This window comes from Virgibacillus natechei (assembly GCF_026013645.1).
GTDB lineage: Bacteria > Bacillota > Bacilli > Bacillales > Amphibacillaceae > Virgibacillus_L > Virgibacillus_L natechei.
Genome location: NZ_CP110224.1, coordinates 758,904 through 780,010, shown reverse-complemented (window position 1 = coordinate 780,010; position 21,107 = coordinate 758,904). Strand labels below are relative to the sequence as shown.

21 protein-coding genes are annotated in these 21,107 nt (G+C 37.8%); 2 read left to right on the top strand and 19 right to left on the bottom strand.

Annotated elements, in window-relative coordinates; all coding sequences use genetic code 11:
* Positions 1-135 precede the first annotated feature (135 nt).
* From OLD84_RS04290 to OLD84_RS04240, 11 genes are all read right to left on the bottom strand, one after another.
* Positions 136-513 (bottom strand): hypothetical protein, encoded by a 378-nt coding sequence (locus OLD84_RS04290; protein ID WP_209464788.1) that lies wholly within the window; start codon positions 511-513, stop codon positions 136-138.
* Between the two features lie 453 nt (positions 514-966).
* Positions 967-2,550, bottom strand: a complete 1,584-nt coding sequence (locus tag OLD84_RS04285; protein ID WP_264917279.1) for an LXG domain-containing protein — start codon at positions 2,548-2,550, stop codon at positions 967-969.
* A gap of 13 nt (positions 2,551-2,563) precedes the next feature.
* A complete protein-coding gene (locus tag OLD84_RS04280) occupies positions 2,564-2,857 on the bottom strand; it encodes a TIGR04197 family type VII secretion effector (protein WP_264917278.1) in 294 nt (97 codons plus the stop codon).
* Between the two features lie 2 nt (positions 2,858-2,859).
* The gene (locus OLD84_RS04275) at positions 2,860-3,282 is read right to left on the bottom strand and encodes a DUF5082 domain-containing protein (protein WP_264917277.1); all 423 of its coding nucleotides are present in this window, start codon (positions 3,280-3,282) and stop codon (positions 2,860-2,862) included.
* Between the two features lie 12 nt (positions 3,283-3,294).
* The gene (gene essC, locus OLD84_RS04270; protein ID WP_209461876.1) at positions 3,295-7,749 is read right to left on the bottom strand and encodes a type VII secretion protein EssC; all 4,455 of its coding nucleotides are present in this window, start codon (positions 7,747-7,749) and stop codon (positions 3,295-3,297) included.
* A 42-nt stretch (positions 7,750-7,791) separates the two neighbouring features.
* Positions 7,792-9,036 (bottom strand): type VII secretion protein EssB, encoded by a 1,245-nt coding sequence (gene essB, locus OLD84_RS04265; protein WP_209461875.1) that lies wholly within the window; start codon positions 9,034-9,036, stop codon positions 7,792-7,794.
* Positions 9,037-9,101: 65 nt separating this feature from the next.
* Positions 9,102-9,353, bottom strand: a complete 252-nt coding sequence (locus OLD84_RS04260) for an EsaB/YukD family protein (RefSeq protein WP_209461874.1) — start codon at positions 9,351-9,353, stop codon at positions 9,102-9,104.
* A 13-nt stretch (positions 9,354-9,366) separates the two neighbouring features.
* Positions 9,367-9,867: a type VII secretion protein EssA gene (gene essA, locus OLD84_RS04255; protein WP_245301454.1), complete on the bottom strand. Its 501-nt coding sequence runs from the start codon at positions 9,865-9,867 to the stop codon at positions 9,367-9,369.
* Positions 9,842-13,456 carry a type VII secretion protein EsaA gene (esaA, locus tag OLD84_RS04250; RefSeq protein ID WP_209461873.1) on the bottom strand — a complete coding sequence of 1,205 codons (3,615 nt, stop codon included), beginning with the start codon at positions 13,454-13,456 and terminating at the stop codon, positions 9,842-9,844. The genes essA and esaA overlap by 26 nt, the downstream gene beginning before the upstream one ends.
* A 168-nt stretch (positions 13,457-13,624) precedes the next feature.
* On the bottom strand, positions 13,625-13,918 hold the full coding sequence (locus OLD84_RS04245) for a WXG100 family type VII secretion target (protein WP_209461872.1): 294 nt from the start codon (positions 13,916-13,918) through the stop codon (positions 13,625-13,627).
* Between the two features lie 516 nt (positions 13,919-14,434).
* Positions 14,435-14,629 carry a PepSY domain-containing protein gene (locus tag OLD84_RS04240; RefSeq protein ID WP_209461901.1) on the bottom strand — a complete coding sequence of 65 codons (195 nt, stop codon included), beginning with the start codon at positions 14,627-14,629 and terminating at the stop codon, positions 14,435-14,437.
* 299 nt (positions 14,630-14,928) lie between these two features.
* Here OLD84_RS04240 and OLD84_RS04235 point away from each other — a divergent pair, with 299 nt between their 5' ends.
* Positions 14,929-15,204, top strand: coding sequence for a hypothetical protein (locus OLD84_RS04235; RefSeq protein ID WP_209461871.1), 276 nt, complete (start codon positions 14,929-14,931; stop codon positions 15,202-15,204).
* Between the two features lie 13 nt (positions 15,205-15,217).
* Positions 15,218-15,457 carry a hypothetical protein gene (locus OLD84_RS04230; protein WP_209461870.1) on the top strand — a complete coding sequence of 80 codons (240 nt, stop codon included), beginning with the start codon at positions 15,218-15,220 and terminating at the stop codon, positions 15,455-15,457.
* Positions 15,458-15,931: 474 nt separating this feature from the next.
* Here OLD84_RS04230 and OLD84_RS04225 read toward each other — a convergent pair whose 3' ends face one another.
* From OLD84_RS04225 to OLD84_RS04190, 8 genes are all read right to left on the bottom strand, one after another.
* A complete protein-coding gene (locus OLD84_RS04225; protein ID WP_264917276.1) occupies positions 15,932-16,054 on the bottom strand; it encodes a hypothetical protein in 123 nt (40 codons plus the stop codon).
* A 68-nt stretch (positions 16,055-16,122) separates the two neighbouring features.
* Positions 16,123-16,527 carry a hypothetical protein gene (locus tag OLD84_RS04220; protein WP_209461869.1) on the bottom strand — a complete coding sequence of 135 codons (405 nt, stop codon included), beginning with the start codon at positions 16,525-16,527 and terminating at the stop codon, positions 16,123-16,125.
* Between the two features lie 17 nt (positions 16,528-16,544).
* A complete protein-coding gene (locus OLD84_RS04215) occupies positions 16,545-16,865 on the bottom strand; it encodes a hypothetical protein (protein WP_209461868.1) in 321 nt (106 codons plus the stop codon).
* Between the two features lie 189 nt (positions 16,866-17,054).
* The gene (locus tag OLD84_RS04210) at positions 17,055-17,732 is read right to left on the bottom strand and encodes a DUF4352 domain-containing protein (RefSeq protein ID WP_209461867.1); all 678 of its coding nucleotides are present in this window, start codon (positions 17,730-17,732) and stop codon (positions 17,055-17,057) included.
* A 252-nt stretch (positions 17,733-17,984) separates the two neighbouring features.
* Entirely contained in the window at positions 17,985-19,400 is a 1,416-nt protein-coding gene (locus tag OLD84_RS04205) for a vWA domain-containing protein (protein WP_209461866.1), read from the bottom strand.
* A gap of 68 nt (positions 19,401-19,468) precedes the next feature.
* The gene (locus tag OLD84_RS04200) at positions 19,469-19,636 is read right to left on the bottom strand and encodes a hypothetical protein (protein ID WP_209461865.1); all 168 of its coding nucleotides are present in this window, start codon (positions 19,634-19,636) and stop codon (positions 19,469-19,471) included.
* Between the two features lie 365 nt (positions 19,637-20,001).
* Positions 20,002-20,148 (bottom strand): hypothetical protein, encoded by a 147-nt coding sequence (locus tag OLD84_RS04195; protein WP_209461864.1) that lies wholly within the window; start codon positions 20,146-20,148, stop codon positions 20,002-20,004.
* A gap of 270 nt (positions 20,149-20,418) precedes the next feature.
* A complete protein-coding gene (locus tag OLD84_RS04190; RefSeq protein WP_209461863.1) occupies positions 20,419-21,009 on the bottom strand; it encodes a hypothetical protein in 591 nt (196 codons plus the stop codon).
* Between the last annotated feature and the right edge of the window lie 98 nt (positions 21,010-21,107).

Here is a 21,107-nt window from a genome sequence, read left to right as displayed (position 1 = left end):
AAACAATAACAACAAGAAACAAAGCATAACCAGTTTGACACGAATTGACCCAACTTCTGGATAGTTGAGATATACAAATTATCTTTATAGGTTGTAGCATTTTAAAAGTACAAAATATTTAAAGATTGGCGTAGTTTAATGCAATGCTAGAGTTATAGCTAGGAAAAATAGGATTACGAAAAATATTATGGTTACAACTATAATTGCTATTCTCGACCACTTTTTATTTTTGATCATATAATCAGCTAAGATTAAAAAGATCCAGTAACAAAGCAATGTAATGGTGAGACTCCACAGTTGAAATAAATAATGAATACAAATGACAGTCACTACTGCCATTATAATAGAAGCCCATAAATCCGGCAAAAACTTAGAAGAGAGATATATAGTTAATGCAGCAAGTACCAACACAAAAAAAGGAGTAGCCCCTAGAGATAATCCAAACAAAACTACTCCAAAAGAAATTAACCCGATTATTGTCCCATAAAAAACGAGAGGTGTTTTTTCTTTCATTAAATATCATCCTTTTATACACTATAATTAGCACTTTGTCCGCATAGCTTAAAAATGCTCACATTTTTTTGAAATTACAGTCCGCACTTGCGGAAACAATTTATTACTTTCATTGGACGAGGTATAGCAACAGCGTTAATATTTATTTGCATTACTATTAAATAAAAATAGCCTTAAAAACTTCATTTTTTAACAAAGATATAATTTGTCTATTCATATTTAGGCTCTTCACCAAAATCTATCGTTGACAAACTAGTTGTAATGATAAAGGATTGTGACCGCTACGGAAAAACATTACGCGCACCATAGGAGTATCCGTATATTTCCTTTGCTTACTAGTCTTAATACCATATTTATTTCCTAATATCAACTATAGATTTTAGTGTTGATCCCATGTTTATAAACCATTTTTATTCTTCGCATATACAATATGGATAAATGTTATAAATAATCTTAGTAATCATTCCAACCACTGTTTTTTAATATTTCTTTTCCTTGCGAATCAATTACTAAATTCTCCGTTTCTCCGTTTTTATTTGTTCTGTAAATCATAGTTTTTACTTCATCTGTACTAGGAACATACAAGACATTATATTTATTCGGACCTAACAATTCTGAACCAGCCCCAGTAGTCCCACCAAGAATGGACATACCGGCTTGACTCTTTAATGATGCATTGGCAACTAAACTTCCAGTACCCCAACCTACTAATGATGTAAAAACCGTTTTAGCTAATACTCCTTGAACCTGCTGACCAGCTGATTGCTTATGAGCTTCCTCATAATATTCATACCCCGGTTCACCTTCATAATGTAAATGTCCTTCACTATCTACCCTATAATTAAAATTGTCTCCGTTTTCCAACTGCAATTGTTCATTTGGTAAAACATGTGGAGGTTCATCTTCTTTAATTAAATGTGCTGATAAATCTGCATACTTTTCTCTTAATTGCTTTTCCTTATCTTTAGCTTCTTGCTCGGCTTTATTATCACCCTCACTCTGGGCAGTAAGTTGAGCGTGTTTTTGTTGGTTAATTTGCAAGTTTATGCTCCACACCTCTTCTGTTTCATATCCACCTTTTTCACCTTCAAATCCTAGTTCTTCTTGTTCTTTAAGCATGGTTTTAGGATCCAAAAATAGTACACGGTTATCCGCACCCCATTCAGCAACCTTTTCAGCATCTTCACTTGATAATTCGTCTGCTTGCTTATTTTTCATTAAATTTTCTAGAAAGCCACTTCCTCCAGTTATAAGTCCAGTGATTATAGCTTCAAGTGTCGACTTATCAAGTTCGCCATTTTCATAATCCCATCTAGCCTGTTCTAAAACTCCCTTAGACTCTGAATCCAGATTTTCTATTTTCTCTTCCCTCTCCTGATTTTTACCTTTATTATAATCCTTCAACTCCGCCAACACACTACCCTGAGAAGCCCCTTCAAAATCCGCAAACCGCGCTTTCCCTTCACTCGCTTTCGCATTATTCATAGCTGTCTCAATCTGGTTCATGATCGCTTTCACATCTGTTTCATCGCCTTTATTGTTGAAGGAAGCTAAGTCTTCATCCACTTCCTTCAGTTTCTTAATCGTCTTGTTTTTGTAATCATTTACATCCGAAAAGGATGGAGGAGTAGCGGATGAAATATCGGACACTTCTTTAATTGTATCATGGATAATTTCGTCCTGTTTCTCCAAATCCTCAAATACTTCATTAATGTCTTCTTGAACATCTTGCAAATAAGTACTCTTAATGACGGCAGACTCACTAACATCTACTTCGGACCTGAATGCCTCCATATGCTGCTGCAAATTTGCTTCCATATCATCAAACAATCCTTTGAACGATTCCAATATGGTTATATGCAATTCGCCAAAATAGTTTTTCGCTTCCTTTGCCGCCTTTCCGGAAAAAGAGCTCATGCCATTAATCGCTTCAATACTTTCTTGGACTTTATCTAACTGGGATCGAAAGTCAGCGGAAGCTTCCTGCAAGTCATTCGAAAAATCGGTTACTTCAGATATATCCACCTTATTTGCCATTCGTTACCCTCCTTTAAGCGCGCATTGGTTGCGGTCCGCTTACTTTAGCCAATTGCTCATCATTTTCTACCATTTCTTTGCCGACATTCTCCAGCGCTTGAATGTCGGAATCTATCATCTGCTTATATCTTTCTAACAACTTGATGGCTTCAATCGTTGTTTCCAGATCATCCATAAATGGCTTAAGATCCGTTTTTTCAAATTCCCGGGTTAACTTGATGCTGCTATTAATACTGGAAACTGCCGATCTTAGATTGGAAATATTCGAGTTGAATTCACTGATTTTAATACCAACTTCTTCAGCCATACTTATGAATCCTCCTTCGCCACTTTGATATCAGATTCTATACCATTCAGAGTACTTTGCAGACTTTCCAGCCCCATATCTGCTTGAGCCTTTTCCTGTCTTGCCACCTCAAGATCTTCATCAATTTGATTTTTTGCTTTACTTGTATCAGAGTCATAGATTCCTACAAGAACCCCATAGGAGTTATACTTTGCTATAAACTGATTCTCCTGATCGCCCTCCCACTTTGCCTTTGTCACTTCAAAGTCATCAATGTTCCCTTTAATGTTCCTTAAACTATAAATACTGGTCTGCATTGAGCTTGATATTTTTTGCAGACGTTTAACTTTGTCTTCCGCAGCGGAAATCCTTTCCCTTGCATTACCAATATCTTGGTTAACTGCTGTCTTCCGCTGCTGCAATCTACTAAGTGAATCACTGCTCATAAACACTCCCCCTTACTCCGGAATTTTTATTTTCACATGTTCATGATCCATGGCGTAATAGCATTCATATGCGTTCGGATATTTTTCTTTACGGATAAACGGCTGATTAAAGATATCCTGATCGCTAAGCTTCATGGTGAGTAAACCAATTGTTGACTGCCTGCGTACATATTTTGCTGCCGGTTCAATACTGCTTCCGATAAAGCCGTAGTCGCCGCATACAATAAAGTGAATACCGACAGATGGTCCTTCTTCTAATAATGATGGTAGCACATCATCGTCTAATTTGCCTCGAGTTACGAAGTCTTTCAAATCCTTGATCATAACAAGCCATTTTGTTTGGTCAGCTTCTCCCTGCAACCGGTTATGGACTTCTGTTGTCAGGTCCTCTTTTACGGCGGTAATACCCTCTGCTTCTGAAAAGTATGCATGTAATTGGTTCCCTGTGTCTGCAAGCGGCTGGTCATTCGTATCGATTAACATCGTATAGTAAGCGTCATTCAGCATCGTCATATTTTTAGCAAGTGCGTGCGTCAATTTATCAAGGCCGTCTTTCCGATCACTTACGACTGTTAGGAAACCGAATTCCGCCGGATCAAATGCAACCGGCGCAACTTCCTCAAATTCCAGCCCAAGCGGAAGTTGCTGATCCTCAACAATTTTCCGGCTTTTCTTCGTTTTCTTAAACTGTTCAAAATCAATTGCCCCTTCAGGCATCATCGGAATCGGCTCCGGACGCTCCCCTTCCCAATGTTCATCCATTTGTTTCGCGGTGTCCTGAATAGCATCGATGATTGCGAGTGCTTCTGTTCCTTCCGCTGGGAGCATTGCCTGGAACAATGTTGGATCTTCCAGTTTAATCACCCCGCGACCTGCAATCTCCTCTATTTCCAAATCTGTTCTTCCAACAATCGAACGCACCTCTGATGGATCGATTAAGTATAAGGCGACTTGAAGTTTCATGTTAGAAACCAGTGGCATTTTCATCGCACTTTGTCTTCCCGCGCTGATTGCGAGATGCAGTCCGATACTTGCGCCTTCACGCGCGATTTGTGTGATTAACTTGTCGAATTCCTCGCCAAAGTCCGCGTCGCGAACGGAGTCATAGTTATCAATGGCAATAAAGATATTCGGTACTGTTTCCCCACTAGCCATTTCATACATTTCCATATTTGCGACACCATGCTGACTTAGTTTCTTCTTGCGTTCTTTGATGGTATTGGATATTAGGCGGATCCATTTCCCTACTTTCTCTACTTCATCCATTAACATGGTATCAGCAACATGCGGAATGCTCTTCAATGGCAACAATCCATTTGTACCAAAATCCAATAGATATACATGTAAGTGTTCCGGATTATGCTGGCGCGCGAGATCCATGATTAGAGTCTGCAGAAACGTTGATTTCCCGTAACCGGGACTTGAGAAAATTGCAATATGCCCATCTTTGGTTAAATCCAGCGTAACTGGTTCCTGTGCCTGTAATTCCGGCTGATCAAGCAGACCAATCGTTGCGTGTAATGGCTTTTTCGGTTCGAACCAGGCTTCTTTAAAATTCACTGGATGCAAGCCTTGTGCAAAGACACGCTCCGGAAGCGGCGGCAACCATGGCCGCGGTAACGGTTCAATCCCCTGTTCCTCCGTATAATCATGAATATAATCAATCACCGCATCGAGTTCTGTTGGTACTTTTTCAATTTCTTCTTTTTTATCTAATCCGCTTAGATCCTCTGTTAAAATATCATATTGACCTAACTCATTAATCGCGTAAATCGTGGTGTCCACCAATTCGTGATCATCTTTATCCGGTACATAATCCGCTCCGCTAAAGGCACTTTGGAATAATTCATAGATTTCATTGTTCCCGACCTGTAAGTACGAGCGGCCAGCCAGTGTGATTTCGGCTGCATCCGGTGTTTTTAGAATTTCGTTGGAATCACTCGCGTTTTGGACCTTAAGTGCCAGCTTGAATTTCGAGTTTGACCAGATTTGATCATCAACAACACCGCTTGGCTTTTGCGTTGCTAGGATAAGGTGAATACCGAGTGAACGCCCGATTCTGGCAGTCGAAACAAGTTCTTTCATGAAATCCGGCTGCTCTGATTTCAACTCGGCGAACTCATCTGAAATCAAGAATAGATGTGGCATAGCTTCACTGGCCTCACCCTGTTTAAATAGCTTTTGGTACTGATTGATATGGTTTACGTCATGTTCCCCGAATAAGCGTTGGCGTTTTTTTAGTTCTGCTTTAATCGAGGCAAGAGCTCTCATGGATTGTGCACGGTCCAGGTTCGTGATGGTTCCGAGTAAGTGCGGCATGTTTTTGAAAAGGTTCGCCATTCCGCCGCCTTTATAGTCAATAAGTAGAAAGGCAACTTCATAGGGATGAAAATTTACCGCAAGTGAGATTATGTATGACTGTATGATTTCGGATTTACCGGAGCCGGTCGTACCTGCGACCAAACCGTGTGGTCCATGTGCTTTTTCATGTAGATTTAAGTTTACGAGATCGTCCTTTCCTCGCAGTCCTAATGGAACAGCTAAACTCTTATAGGTCTCATTCACCTGCCAACGCCTTGCGATAGCGAGCTCCTCGACTTTCTCCACCCCGTACATTTCAAGAAATGTGACACTTTCCGGGATCGAGTTTTTCAAGCTTTGTAAGTGATTCAATGGTGCTAATGCCCGGGAAACATCTTCTTTATTAAATCCTTTTGGAAAATGATCCAATGTGAAATGCTTATTGACCAGTTCCCCTTCTTCCAGCAAAATATTTCCACTTTTCACATCTCGGATATCAATAACGGTTGTCACATGTTCCGGCAGTGACTGCATCACATCTTGAACGAACACAAGGGATACACCAAGTTCACTGGGATCTTCATTGAAAAATTCCATTATCGTATGATCTAAGATAATTTTTTCATCCGTAATAAGGACGACATAATGGGGTGAAAAGTATGTTTTTTCATTTTTATTTGTTTTTTCATCCAATACAAGTTTGCGCTCTTTTAAAATTTGATACAACGAATGGAGAACTTGATCACGGGAACGTTCATGATAAACAAAACCGCGAACATTCACACCCTGCAGGCTCGCATGTGGTAACCAACGCATCCAGCTCCATTCCTTTTTCTCTTCTTCAGGGAAAATCGTAATGAATTGTAAATCATGATAACTATGGAAAAGTGCTGTCTGCATGACTAATAATTGCAATTGTTCCAGAACAAGATGACGTGTTCCAATATAACCAACAGGCCCGTTCACAAGTGACGTCACAACAGGTACATGCTTGATGTCTTTATATTGGGAATTAAGCTCACGCGCTGCGTCTACGAGTTCATCCTTCTCTTGATCGAACTCTTCCTCATTAAAGTCGATCTCAAAACTCAAATCAACATTCCCCAGCCCGACACGATAATTTAGAAAATCATGGTGAAATAGTGTTTTTTCGTAAGTTCTGGCATCTACATACTTCGTCATCTGACGGATTTGTTCTACATTTGGATAATGGTAATTCAGTGCATGGCGCTGCTCTTCGGTTACATGAAACAATTCTTTTGTTTTACGTTGTAAGTACTCCCTATATGTCTTATCACGCTCTTTCATATCCGCTTTATACTTTTTCACACTTTTCACATAGGACGTGACGGCGAAAATAATGGTCGTCACTGTCATCGCGAGCATGACGATAATAAAGATTCCTCTTGGTTGAATGATAGAAACGATCACAAGTGCGGCGATCATCACAAGTGGCGGCACAATAGTACGCCCTAACTGCTCACTTGGCTTGGATGGTTTGTTAGCCGGTTTTGCGATAAGGCGTTTGTCTGTTGGTTCTCTGTAAATGATTCTCGGCGAACGGTGATAATCGGGATACTCCGCATTATACCGTTTATCTGCTTCTACAAGTGGGACTAGTTTAGATGCAATGCCCGCTAAAGGAGCAACAATGTGAACATCTTCCTCACCCATGATAACCGTTACACCATCAAAAAAGAGTTGATCACCTGGCTCAACGAACACATCTCCGTTTGTACGAACGTAATTATGGTAGATCGCACCCTGATGCACTTCAAGTTTAAATAACTGTTCTGCATGTTCACGTAACAGCACAAAGTCAACGGATGTTCCGGAAACACGCACATCATCATATTCATTGGAACCGAACGTTATACTACGCTTAGCTGCTATGTCATATACATCGCCATCTTTTGTGTCTGTTAGATAGAAATGCATGGGGTTACTTTCTATATGTATCGATTTTTGTTCATTTACGTGCAGCATTTTATCTTCAATAGTGCATGTTTTACCATTCCACGCTACCGGAAACCCCTGTTTCAACGGTGAAAATGTTACCGTATCAGCCCAATCATTTCCGATCGTGATTTCCTTTTCTTCGCCGTCCGGCAAATGGCATGTATGCAATTGATCTCCGTAGCTCACCGTCAGTATATTCTCTGCCATCTTCCTATCCTCCAAACAAGTCCATTGCTCTTCTTATCGTCTTTATTCTTCTTCATTATTTGCTGCTTCATCTGCTTCGGTATCTTCTTGCTCATCTACTGTTTCGTTATCTGTTTCCTCTTCCTCTGGCATTAAATTATATTCTTCCCGATAGTCAGCTAGCTCTTGTTCTAGTTCATTAACCGTTTCATCCCGCTGGGTACCGGTTAATTCCGGATCATTTTGCGCCTGTTCAATCTGTTGGATCAGACCGTGCATAATAAGCTGTGGGTCATTAATATACTTCGCCGTGTCAACAGATTCCTCCAAATTACCGCGACCATTATAAATCCAATACATCAAATAATTCTCATCGCTGTTCAAACTAACATTTCGCATAATAACCGTTCTATCATCGTCAGATAACGTTTCTACATTAATATAGGAAACGGCCAAAATATATTTATTAACAAAGGGGAGTTCTTCCGGATTTTCTCCCTGTAGTGTCGAAATAACATCTCCGTAATCGGATGCAAGATACTCATGGTGGGATGTTTGCAATTTGTCCTGGTATGGTAATTCCCAAAATAGAATATATGCAAGTGGAATAGCCAGAACAACAGAAAATATGATCATACTAATGGAAAGCCGCTTAAAAAGACGGAAACGCTTTGTCGGCACAAGTTGCATTGTTGCTTCTGTCTTCTTTTGTTCTTCCTTATAGCTGTCTTCAAGAAAATGTATCAAATGAGTTAGATCATCCATCTCACTCACTTGGCGTTGAAATTCAGTTTCATCCGCATTCTGCAGTGACCCATCATATAGCTGATCAAAGGTATACTTTTTTGAAAATAAAGCGATAATCAGACATTTGTATTGCTTAAGAAACTTCTCTTCTTCCATTTCATATGGTGGAAACACGCCACGAATTCCGCGATATACAATAGCAGGCATCAAGTTATCATCAAACACAAGGTTATCCGGATGAAGGAAAAATGTTGTTCTTGTAGGCAAATACTCTTTATAACGGGCAATATTACACAACAGGCGCAATTTATCATTACGTCCAAGTTTTGTTAGATCTTCCCATTTTATCGCGCCTTGATCAACAGTAAATGTGAAGGTAAACATATCGTCTTCCTCATCAACTGTCATCGGTACAAAGAGATCAGCGTCTTCGGTAATCAGCCCCAATTGACGGATGTCTTTGACGCGTGTTTGTGATTTCGGTAACTGTAATTGCCAATTATTCTCGTTTATGGTGAACTGGAGGGAGAGTTCTTCCATCTGTATTGTTCTTTCCTTCATATCCATTGACTCCTTCGAAAGTTCTAGCAATCATGTAGCTCATATCGATCTGTTATGTAATGCGTTTATAAAACTTTTAATATATCACCATCAGACACCGGATAATCAATCAGACTATCTTCATCTGTTAATAGAAGGTCTTTTGTCGTTATTTTCAATGCAGAAAGTGACCCTTCTCTCCGCTCAATATTTAATGTTTCCATCAAATTCAGCAGTAATTGTTTGACTGATGTTTGGAGGGGAATACGTAAATCGTACGTATTGTACCCCCATTTACTGAAATCTATTGTTACATTAATATGCGTATTATCTGCCATCGTCCATTCTCCTCTAACCTGTAAATCGCTGAATCATCGCATAAACGCCAACACATAAAACACTAGCCAGCCCGGCAAAGCCGATGTAGAGGGCATTACCTAAACTGGAATTGCCCTCTTCTTCTTGATTCTCGTTAGAAGCCGTCTGCGGAGCCGTATAGTCATCGTTGAACAAAGCGCTCTTTGTATCCTGCACTATTGTATCACCAGCATCTTCGTCCATCGTAAACAGCGATTGTTCCAGCTCTTCTACCGAATCTTCTACTTCTGTTTGCTTCGATTCAATGGCTGCATTTGTCTCTTCTTTAAACAGATGAGGAAACCTTTTTTCCATTTCTGTTTCGGTATTTTGATAGCTTTGTCTTCCTTCTCCACCTATACGATCTATTTTCAGTTCCATTTCACCACTATTTTCAGCGTTATCTTCAGCAATTGTTAGTAATGGTATCATGAACATCGGCATACCAAGTAGGCAGACTGACAAAAGACTAATTCGCTTCAGCAGCACCTTCATCTTCCGTCTCCTCCCTTGCATTTTGGTGTAGGACGAATAAGTTAGCAGCAGCACCAATCAAGATTATACCAATAAGAACTATAATGGATAGCACGCTATTTGCATTACCATTCACCACATTTCCAAGCATTGTTTCAACATGTTGCAATGGTGAGAACATCCGCACTGTTTCAATTTGACTCATACTGACAGCAAGTGCATCTGTTAAGAATAGATACAAGCTCAATACAGCCAGCAGGATAAACATGCCGATCATTTTCAATTGTCTTAGTAAGTACGTAGCAACAAATAACATTGCTAACATAATAAGTGTGATCAAGCCAACCCATAAAAATAGGCTTCCTCCGCCAATTTGCAGGAAATAACCAGAAGTCAAACCAATCACCAGTCCTTCGACAACACCAATACTAGCGGTAAGCCCAGTTAATGGAAGGTTTTTACCAACTATCGTCTTGTCTTGCGCAAATTGATCCCTGTCCACGCGTCTTTGATTGTTTGTTGAGATAACATAGGCTGTGAACAAAGCAACAATAAAGCAAATTAACACTAAGTAATACGGTGTAAAGGCTGTATTTGCTGTATTTTCACTATCTACGTCTGATGATCCTCCTGGCCCTATTACGCCATCGTTTTGGGTTTCAACAGGGCTGGAAAGGAAGTCATATAAATCTTCATTCTGCCTATCTCCGACCCGGCTGTTTGCCAGAACATCAGCAAAGTTATTTGCGAAATTTTGATCCTCTAGTAGTGTTTCAGTCATATCATCAGATAACGTTTCGGCCTGGTCTACTAGGGTGACGCCACTTTCTTGAATATCGCTCGCTTGTTCATCAATTGCATCAAATGTCTGATACACATTGTCAGCTGAATCCAGGTTAGTATCTGCTTGACCAGCAAGTGTCTCCGTCTCCGAGAAAATGGATTGTAAATCATTGCCCATCGTCATAAAAGCCGTCTGCTCGTCATCTTTGTTTGATTGAACATTTTCTTGTTCATCAATCAGACCCATAGTCTCCTCACGCCATGCAGCTAAGTCAGCCAAGGTTTCTTCCAGGTTATGGTTCATAACTTCTGCTTGTTCCATCGTACTAGCAATGTTTTCAGCTAACTGATCTGCATTGTCATCCACTTCATTTACGAGTTGATTGTATTGTTGAATCTGATTTTGTAAGCTTTCTATTGGTCCGCGGATTTCTGCTGTAATTCTGTTAGTCATATGATTAACCATATTATCCTTTATTAGCTCCGCGAGTTCCTTTTGATTAAATAAATTATAGAGGGAGTCTTTTGTCGCTAAATCATTTAATCCCCCTTGAGGATCTAGATCTTCCCGCAGTTCGTCATTTTCCATATCAACTCCAAAATAACTTTCATACAATGCGAGCATTCTTTGATAATCACTCACTGTATCAGACGCTGCATCAATTAATTTTTCTGTTGAGTCACTTGTTAATTCTGACTCGATTTTATGTTGAATTTTATGATTTATAATATTAACCGTTTCGGGTTCTTCTTCGTCTTCTTTATTTCCATCTTCTCCATTCCCATTTTCTTCATCTTCATTTGTTTCATCTTGGCCTTTTTCTGGATCTTTATCACCGTTATTTTGGTCATCCTGATTGTCTTCTTCATCTTTAGGTTCAATTTGGTCTTTCCCAGGGTCACCTCCTGAATTAGAATCATCCGCGTTTTCAGTGTCTTCTCCTGAGTCTGGAATTGAATCCCCTTCGTTTCCACTTTCAGAATCGTCTTCTGGATTTTTTTCTGATTTAGGGCCGCCTATATCTTCACCATCTACATCTTCTGGATCATCTGTAGACTCGCCTTGTTGACTTTCTTGAACCCTATCTTCATTCCCATTTGTACTCAATGTAGCTACAAGCGGCTTCTTGGGTTTGAAAACTGAAGCCGTGTTTTTAGATTTTTCTGTGTCATCTACTTCTTTAATACCTGCCAAATCCATTTCCCAGCTCCATGTAACAGGCTGAAATACATCAATTTCGGCTTCCTGATCTCTTAATTTCAAGTTAAATTGAACAGTAAGCTTACCTTTATCCATGGGTTGTGTAATTATTATGCCCTCATCACCGTTACGTTCATATTTAACTTTCTCATTATTTAAAGTAAGCGTTAAATTACTATCTTCAAACTCATCAGGGACTTTTAATTCGAAAGTTGATCCCGATTCATTAATTTCTTCAGGAATTTTGACCGTGTCCTCAATCTGCACACCCTTCATAGCTAAGTCTGATTTGATACCTTGTATTAGCTGGGGTAAAGTTTCCCTTTCATCAGAATCATTTGGCACATATTCAAACCCTGAATTTGGAGCATTTTCAATATACTTCGTTACTCCAATAACATTTTTCATTTCTGTAACAGTCTGGTCTGATAAACCAAGCCCCTCGATCTCTTTTGTATTGAGTGTTGGCAACTTGTTTATTTGATTTTGAATGCTTTGTCGTGCGTTTTGGTCTGGAGCATTAAATAATGTGTTCAAATTGTTTTGTTCACCATCTAAAGCCTCTGCAAAAATACCAGACAGCCTATCTTCTACTCTAGACCTCACACCCAAATCCAAGTTCTCCTGCAAATACGTATCCAAATTTGCAATTTGTTCGCTTGTGTTTTCTAACTGTCTCTGTATAGTTGCAGCATTCGTAACAATCGTTTGTCTATCATTTTCATCTTGTTGAAACTGGTTATTAATTGCTTCATTTGCTGCTTCTAATTCTGCTAATTGCTGTAATACATTTTCACTATTTATTTGGTTGTCAAAGTCGTTCAGTTTACCTAGAAATTCATTTGATAAAAGATTATTCGCTTCTTGTGATTCGGAATGTTCCTCCATATCTGATAGATAGTTTTGATTTGTTTGGGCCTGGGAACTTAAACTATCCTCAAATGTTTCTAAAACTTCCTCCAAACCATTAAAGCTTTCTTTCGATGTCTCTGTATTATCTTGCACGTCGCTAAAGCGATCCGTATATGAGCTGAGTGGATTATTGATTGAATTGTTGTAGGTATATGTATGTGCACCTTGTCTTTCCACAATGGAACCAATGCTGTCTTGCGCATCTTGTAAGTTACCAATAATACTAGCGAAGTAAACATCGACAATTCGACGGTTTACATCATTTAATATTTCACTAGCTGTCTTTTCTGCTTCTGTTTGTACCCGTTCGTTACCTGATGCATTGATTTTATAATTTAGTGACACCTGTTCCGGTGACTCCGATTCCATGGATAAAGCTTTCTCTGAAAAATCATTTGGGACAATCATCATCATATCGTATGTACTTCGTTCAAGGCCACTTTCAGCAACACCACGACTAACAACATACCAGTCATGCGATTCATCCCTATCCATACTTTGGATAAACGCATCACCAAAGGATACCTCATTATCGTTAAAAGTTGCACCATCGTCTTCGTTCACAAGCGCTATGTCCATTGCCATTGTCTGTACTTCTCTTCCTTCTTCCGTTTCCGTTGTCGACACTTGGTTGAACCCAAGATAGGATAAACCTGAAGCAAGAAAAAGCATTAAAATCAAAAACAATAGGATTCGCTTATTTAGCTTTTTCATTCATTCTCAACTCCTGCATATTAAAAAAATCAATATAATATTAATCCCATTATCAAAACATTCCCCGTAGACATGCTTTTTACATCTATGTATCTATTAAATGAGCAGAAGCCACACAACAAGCGTCGCGTGGCTCAGGATAGTGATTATTGAAAATTACTAAAGTACTTAAAGCCCAAAATTACGTGATAATGCTTCATCTTGCTGTGCCACAGCCTCAGCTGTTTTAGTTAGTTGATCCTGAATCTCAAGCATCAATTGAGAGAATTCTTTAACTTTTGGTCTTAATTGTTGGAATTGGACGTCAAATTGTTCAAATGCGCGTCCTTCCCATTCTCCACGTAACTCTTCCTGTAAGTTTGCTAAATCTGATAAAACTTGGTCAATTTGTTCTGAACCCTGTCCATAACGTTTTGACTTTGCTTGCAATTCCTCTGGACTCATACGTATTTGTCCTGCCATAATTATCCATCTCCTTTATCTAGGTTAGTTTTAGCTCAGGTAAAAAGCCTCACATAAAGTTTTTTATGGAGCAACAAACCTAAGTTTCTAACATTTTAAAGTTATAGATTTTAGTCTAATAGTAGGATTTTCCATTGTCAATAACAATTGCTATTTTTACGAAAATACAGTATAAAAGCGCTACATCAATCTTTTTTAATCTAGTTATAAATTACTACTTTTTGTATTGTTCGAGATTCGGTGATTTTTTTATGCTACTTATTTTGGCCCGCAATAAGTTTGACATAGTTTTTAATACTTGAATCACTTTAATATGCTAAAGCCTTTGAACGTTCCACCAGGTAAAACTGCTAAAAGCTGGTCTGTTTTCCAACGATACCACACTATTAATACATGTATGAACTGTACCCGTCTTCTCCAAGAATAATAGGACTCTTTCCTTGATGAGAAATCAGATTACGACGTATGAATGAAAAATAGCTACCAGCACTAAGAGGCTGGTAGCTATTTTCATGCTTAATCATCTTCTCTATCGATTTCAATCACAAGGATTTCTCCTGTATACGCATCAATCTCTATTTCTGCTTCATCTTCACCATCTTCAATTTCAATTTCATACATAAGACGGCCGTCGTCTTCATCAAGCTCAAGTTCTGTAATCTGGCCATCAAATTCATTTAATGCAATTTCTTCTGCTTTCCCTAAATCAATAACCGTATTATTCGTTTTCGATGAATTCTCATCATTGTTCCCGTCGTCTTGGCTATCATTGTTATTGTTAGCGTCTCATCATTATATATTTCCATTTCATAATCTGACCAATTCCCATATTTTTCCATTTAAATCTCGGTAATTATTCCAGAATATTGTATAACCATTTAACGAATCTCATTTGTTGATGATAAATATTTCTATCGATATATTTAATTGGAATAATTTTCCTGTTACGATAGATTAATAATATTTTTTATTTTTAAAAGAGTTGTTATTTTATGTTAAAAAAGAGTAAAATGGCCGTAAGTTCTTTAACGGTAGTATCAATGTGTTCATTTACCTTTGCTACAGGGGTATCCACAAATGAAGAAGTTGAATCTCAACTTGAAGAGAACAATTATGTTACATATAATGAAGAAGAACAAGGTTATCTCACATATAATCTTGAACTAGTAAACGAAAGCACTATGGAGTTAACAGTAAATAATGCAGATATTACTTCAAATCCTAATGATTCTATTGAAATAAAAAGTCATAAGACTGGATACCCTTCCATCAAGTACGGTAGATAAAAACAATAATGATGTGGAAATTCAATATGAATTACTTGATGATAATACTGTTGAAGTTCAAGTAGTACAATATACTTCAGAAGGTATGATTCAAACAGCTTCTTGGTCTGATGCCTTAGAATGTGGTTTAGGTATTGCAGGTACAGGTGGTACAGCTGGACTTGCTGGATTTGGAGGCTTGGGTATTCCTGGAGCAATTGTTGGTGGAGTAGCTGGTGGAATGGCTGGCGCTCAAGCTGCTTGTTTTGATTAAACTTAATAAATAAGAAAGAGAGGGGTAAATAATGAGAACAAATTCTTCTTTAATAAAAACAAATCCCCCTTATAAATCATTTAGTAAGAAAATGGCATATTTTTATATAATTATAGGGATTTTATCATTTTTCTTCTTATATTATTATGTAGGAATTACAATGATTTTAAGTTTCCTTATTTCTTTTTCACTTATTTTCATGGGAAGATCTGCCTTAAAAAAACAGAAGAAAAAGTCTAAAGTAAAATAAAATCCTTTAATATATATTCCAAATTCTGTTTCATTTTCGAGGAGTTCAAAAAAAGATCTCTATGAAAATGAAACAGATTTTTTTGTTTTCCTTTAGGTTAGAAATACTTTTTATAGCTTTTGTCAACGGTATCGCACCGGAGGCAAAAGCGATCCAACAGCAGCCGTTGGCTGGGTTTGAGCGAGAAAACCAAGGTTTTTAGCACGCTTTAGCGTGTTTCGGCGCTAGTCGAATGGCCCCACAGGGTACATACTGGTCGCAGCATCCTCCTGATCTTCAATAATTTTTATGGAAACCATCCACCAGTTCATCAACAGTCCTTGAAGTATACCCGCTATTAAGCGCATCTTCTTCACTCATGCTTTGATTTGGCGAGAATTGTTCATCTAATATTTCAGTACGGTTGTAAATATCATCAAAAAACTCCGTATCCAATATCAAAGTCTTTAAAGTTAATATCTCCCATGATATCCACCATTTGATCATTATAATCCATTGCGGAAGACGGACCAGAGTTATTGGGAGAACCAGCTGCAGGCCCTGTTCCAAATAGTAGTCTATTTATTTCTGGTTGAGTCGATCTGAATTTATCAAACTCACCCATATGGTCATCATTTAATTCATTGAGCGCATTTTCATAGTTTTCGATTTCCTGCTGTTCCTCTTCTGAATTCTCCTCATCACCTTCTCCATTTTCATCATCTTCATCTGTTAATTCATGATAACGCTCATTATAAAAGGTCAATTCTTCCATATTGTTAATATTACTCGGTATCTCTTCATCCAAATCAGGATTATATGTGCCAAGAATATTTAACATTTGGCCATCTTCATTAATCATATTGATATATTTATTAATTTCTTCCCGTGCGTTATCCAGCTTTTCGTTCCTTTTTTGGCCAAATCAAATATTTCTTCATAGGACTCTGATAATTCTTCAAGACTATTAGCATTTTTCTCTGAAAAATCATCCAATCCAGACTCACTAACCAAATTAAATATCTCTTCACCTATTTGTGCTGGTGCTTGATATTTCATGCTTTCTAAAACCTGATGTTCAAAGACATCCAAATCAACAAGGTTACGGTCTTTATCAAATGATGCTGTTGCTGAGTCAGTATGTATATCCGGCTTCGCGAGAGTAAACGATTCATTCAACTCCCCCGAACTGTTCATCAAAGCAGAAAAATCGGGAGGATAATCAGAATTGTAAAAACCGATACCGAACCCTTTTCCCTAAATAAAAGACGTTTAAAAAACTTTTTCAATATTCCACCTCCCTAAAGGGATGAACTGTCACTAACTTCCTGATATATATACTGTAATCAGTTAATACAAACTATCTAGTTACTCAATTTCACTATCAGAAACTTCCCATTGTGCGTATGTTCTTATTTGATGACCTTTCCCACCAATTATAAATAGATACTCTTCAACTTTTTCTATATCGTATATATGAACACCTGTTACAGATTCTCCAGGCGCCACTTCACCTTCGAGTAAATCCTGTTCAACCATTCCGGGCTCATCAATAAATATTGGATTTAAGGTTGCTTGAAGTCCTTCTTCTCCCTCTATAGGCCCAAAACTTGGCTCATAAATATCTTTAGCATTAAAACTTTCTTCGCCTATGTTCTTTACAGTTATATCCACTACTGCATGAGTATCCCCTATTGCTTCAGAACCTCCAACTTCATCTACATATTCAATCGAATTCAATGTCACTTCGTATCTATTTTCACTATTATCAACAACAATTCCAGTCTCACCCATTTTAAGCCCTTCCTGGTGTTCAACATGGGTATCATTACTTTCACTCGAATCATTTGTGTTTTCCTCTTCTTCACTTTCTTCTTCCTCTATAGCACCAGTTTCTTGACTATTACTCTCTTCCTCAGCTAACTCATTTTCTTCGTTTACTTGTTGGTCACCTGTCTGACCTTCTTCATTTTCTTGGTCAGAGCAGCCTGCAATAATGGATAAACTTAGCATAAGTGACAATGATAGTTTAATAAAATGTTTCATGTTGCTTCCCTCCATTTAACTATTAACTAAAGAACTCTTCAATAGAGTTAGTGATACCATCCGCTACATTTTGTAAGCCGCTAACTTTCCATAAATACTTCCAAAATTAAAGTTACGTATTAATTCGGGCGTTTCTGTAACCACTCGGCTCGATTACAGGAAAGAACGTTAAGAACACAATGGCAAGGGAAACAAATATCCTTTTAATCAATCTTCCAATCTCCATCAGCCCATTGTACAAAATATGAACCTTTAATTATCTGATTGTTCACTGTATTTCTCGTCAATAGATTCTTTCATTTCTTCAAGGGAATCTGCGCTAATGTCTTCCAGTTCTTCTTCTATTTCCAACTTAGCAGTGTCCATAACCTCAATTACATTATCTCTTTTTTCACTCATGATATCTGCTTGCTCATCGTTTATAATTTCTTCACCTTCAAATATTCTTATCAATCGTGCTAAGTTGTTGGACAATAACCTAGATTGTTGTCCCCAATCATTTGTAACTCCTCTAATATCAAAGCTATTATTCACTCTAATAGAATCCACATCACTCATTGCATCTTCTTTCCAATCTTCCCAAGCCTCTAAAACCTCTTCTGCACGGGTAAATTCCTCTTCTAATTGTTCCTGGTTGTTGGCTGTTGAAAAGACCCCTCCCGATACGTCAGCCATTTCTTTCAACTGCTCCTGGGCATCAGAATCCACATTGAATCCAATTATATTCATAATGGGCTGTGCATTTGAATCGGAAAGTGTTTCAGCTACTTCCACAGGACCTCCATCACAAGTTTCTATTCCGTCACTTACAACATAAATCAAGTTCGTATTATGTTCCGTATCATAATCCTTCAGAGCTTCTTCGGATTGTTCCAGAGCATCTGCTAAAGGAGTCCAGCCAGCTGGTTCAATCTTGTCCAGTTCATTTTGAAACTTTTCCTCATCATAGGATTCAAATCCATAAACTTGCTCAATTGCATCACATGACATAGCTTTATCGCTGCTGGAACTAGTCACTTCATGACCGTAGACTCGAAACGAAATATTTGCCTCTTCTGGTACTTGTTTCATAAAATCGTTAATAGATTCTTTAGCAATTTGCATCATTGTTTTATCACCGATATAGGCGGCCATGCTTCCACTTGCATCCAATATGATTTCAACATTGTAATTTTCTTTGAAATGATACCGGGAATCTGGCAAATCAGGATCCCCAAAGGAACCAAACTCCCATTTATTTATCGTATCTTGCGGATCAGGGAAATTTTCAGCAGCTAATGCGTATAGATAATCGAAATATTTATCTACTTGCTCTGCATTCGCATCTTCTGTTAACGGTGTTAACTTTCGTACATCCTTTAAGACATCGTCTTCCACACTGTCATGTCTGACATCAACGGTAGCGTATTCACCTTGCTTTTGGTTAATTAGCCCAGCAGTATCTTCAGGGACACTATCTATATTTTCTAAGAACTGCTGCTCCATATTCTTCTCTTCTGAATCATTCAATTCTTTACTTTCATTTTCGTTATCTACCGTATTTTCACTAGATTGTACGGTTTCCTCATTTTCATTAGTAGAATCCTCATCAGAGGTGTCTTCATCAGTACATCCTACTAACAAAATAAAAAAGATAAATACTATACTTAAAAACTTTCCATACCCCATTAAGAATTCTCTCCTAGAAATAATGTTAGTCCATTACTAGCTAAATAGAATTATCCCCCCGATATTTTCTAAAATCCTGCAAACATTTCTACAGTGCTAGCTCCAAACTCAAAACGATCAACCTCTGACCAGGAATCTACTGCATGCACCACAGGAACCAACATAGGTTGGAAAGTTAAAAATACGATAGACAGAAAAATTAATATACTTTTTATCCATTTACCAATTTTTATCATGCCGCTCCCCCACGATTTACTAAGTTTCCTCAAATGTTATTCCTGAGTTTGTTCTTCATACCTTTCATCAATTGTATCTTTCATATCTTCTAGTGTATCTGCGCTGATATCCTGTAATTCATCATCAATCTCATGTCTTGAACTGTCTATTAAATCTTGAATTTCAACTCTTTTTTCTTTAAATTCATCTGCTTGACCCTTATTTATAATCCCTTCATCTTCGAATACACGTGTTAAACGGGCAATAATATTTGTTAACCTAAGGCGTCATCAATACCAGCATATGGCCCCTGCTTTTGATTAATTAGATCTGCTGTATTTTCTGGGGCGCTTGGTATGTCCTCTAAGAATGCTAATTCATCATTTCAATGTTCTTCCTCTTCCTCTTCCTCTATCTCATTCTCTTCTTGTTTATTATTTTCAGGGTCATCTATGATGCTTTCATTTGCCTGCGTTGTTTCAGTTGATGTGTCATCATTCTGTTCTTTAGTTAAATCGTCGTTAACAGCCAATTAATAAAACTGTAACGATGAAAATGATGCTGAAAATCTTTATGTATCTCACTAAGAATTCTCCTTATAATTTTTGTTTATTTCTTCTATACTCTATTAAAACTAATCCTATGATAAGGTCACAACTGTACATTTTTTATGTGGCTGTTTTCTATTTATTATTTTATTTCGGTTTTTAATAGATTCATTTTGTAGCTTTGTAAAATGGAAGACTGATCAAAATGGACTATTTTCTTGTTGTACTGCCTTTCACTTTTAATGCGTATGCCTTTATTTTACCATTTTATCATTCACTGCAGTCGCGACTTCCACCAAATAACTGTTTTGATAATTCAGGCGAAGACGCAGAATAGGGATCGACCGAATTATCCCTCCCATAATGAAAGAATTCAATGTTAAAATTATTAATAAATCAGTTGAACGCACAGCAAGGTACAAGATTATGAGAATAAGGAAAACAGTGACACAGATCGATAATATGATTAAAAGCAAACGAGCATTATGACGACCAGCTTTGGCATAATCCATAAATTCATCTTTCGTTAAATATACATCTTTCAAATCCATCTTTTTCAACGCTTTTTTATATAAATAGTGATTCCCAAACCAGAAGGAAACTCCTCCAAGGACCAGCAGAATAATAACACTGAATAGGAAGTTCATATGGATACTGATACCGCCTATTGTTTTAAGAATCCAGTAAGCCCCGAGAGAATAAAACAAATACTGTGCGCTATTAAAAAAACGATAATTATCATTATATACCCGATAAACCTTCGTGGTGTTCATGTCAATGAATAAACTATACCCCATTCTGTTGCGATTGGCTTCTACATAAAAAGGAATTAATTTCATTTCCATGATAATACCGCTCCTCGCTTTAGTTTATATAACAAAACTTCACCTGTTGTTCCCTCTGTCATTAAAGCGGTCTTCTATGCAGAATCCAAGTCTCTAAC

Excerpts from the sequence above, each read along its gene's own strand:
- OLD84_RS04285 (WP_264917279.1), bottom strand. The coding sequence starts at position 2,550 with ATGGCAAATAAGGTGGATATATCTGAAGTAACCGATTTTTCGAATGAC.
- essA (WP_245301454.1), bottom strand. The coding sequence starts at position 9,867 with ATGAAGGTGCTGCTGAAGCGAATTAGTCTTTTGTCAGTCTGCCTACTT.
- OLD84_RS04200 (WP_209461865.1), bottom strand. The coding sequence starts at position 19,636 with ATGATAAAAATTGGTAAATGGATAAAAAGTATATTAATTTTTCTGTCT.
- OLD84_RS04275 (WP_264917277.1), bottom strand. The coding sequence starts at position 3,282 with ATGAGCAGTGATTCACTTAGTAGATTGCAGCAGCGGAAGACAGCAGTT.
- essC (WP_209461876.1), bottom strand. The coding sequence starts at position 7,749 with ATGGCAGAGAATATACTGACGGTGAGCTACGGAGATCAATTGCATACA.
- OLD84_RS04235 (WP_209461871.1), top strand. The coding sequence starts at position 14,929 with ATGGCCGTAAGTTCTTTAACGGTAGTATCAATGTGTTCATTTACCTTT.
- OLD84_RS04280 (WP_264917278.1), bottom strand. The coding sequence starts at position 2,857 with ATGGCTGAAGAAGTTGGTATTAAAATCAGTGAATTCAACTCGAATATT.
- OLD84_RS04260 (WP_209461874.1), bottom strand. The coding sequence starts at position 9,353 with ATGGCAGATAATACGCATATTAATGTAACAATAGATTTCAGTAAATGG.
- OLD84_RS04225 (WP_264917276.1), bottom strand. The coding sequence starts at position 16,054 with ATGCGCTTAATAGCGGGTATACTTCAAGGACTGTTGATGAACTGGTGG.
- OLD84_RS04220 (WP_209461869.1), bottom strand. The coding sequence starts at position 16,527 with ATGTTAAATATTCTTGGCACATATAATCCTGATTTGGATGAAGAGATA.
- OLD84_RS04190 (WP_209461863.1), bottom strand. The coding sequence starts at position 21,009 with ATGGAAATGAAATTAATTCCTTTTTATGTAGAAGCCAATCGCAACAGA.
- OLD84_RS04245 (WP_209461872.1), bottom strand. The coding sequence starts at position 13,918 with ATGGCAGGACAAATACGTATGAGTCCAGAGGAATTGCAAGCAAAGTCA.
- OLD84_RS04210 (WP_209461867.1), bottom strand. The coding sequence starts at position 17,732 with ATGAAACATTTTATTAAACTATCATTGTCACTTATGCTAAGTTTATCC.
- esaA (WP_209461873.1), bottom strand. The coding sequence starts at position 13,456 with ATGAAAAAGCTAAATAAGCGAATCCTATTGTTTTTGATTTTAATGCTT.
- essB (WP_209461875.1), bottom strand. The coding sequence starts at position 9,036 with ATGAAGGAAAGAACAATACAGATGGAAGAACTCTCCCTCCAGTTCACC.
- OLD84_RS04205 (WP_209461866.1), bottom strand. The coding sequence starts at position 19,400 with ATGGGGTATGGAAAGTTTTTAAGTATAGTATTTATCTTTTTTATTTTG.
- OLD84_RS04290 (WP_209464788.1), bottom strand. The coding sequence starts at position 513 with ATGAAAGAAAAAACACCTCTCGTTTTTTATGGGACAATAATCGGGTTA.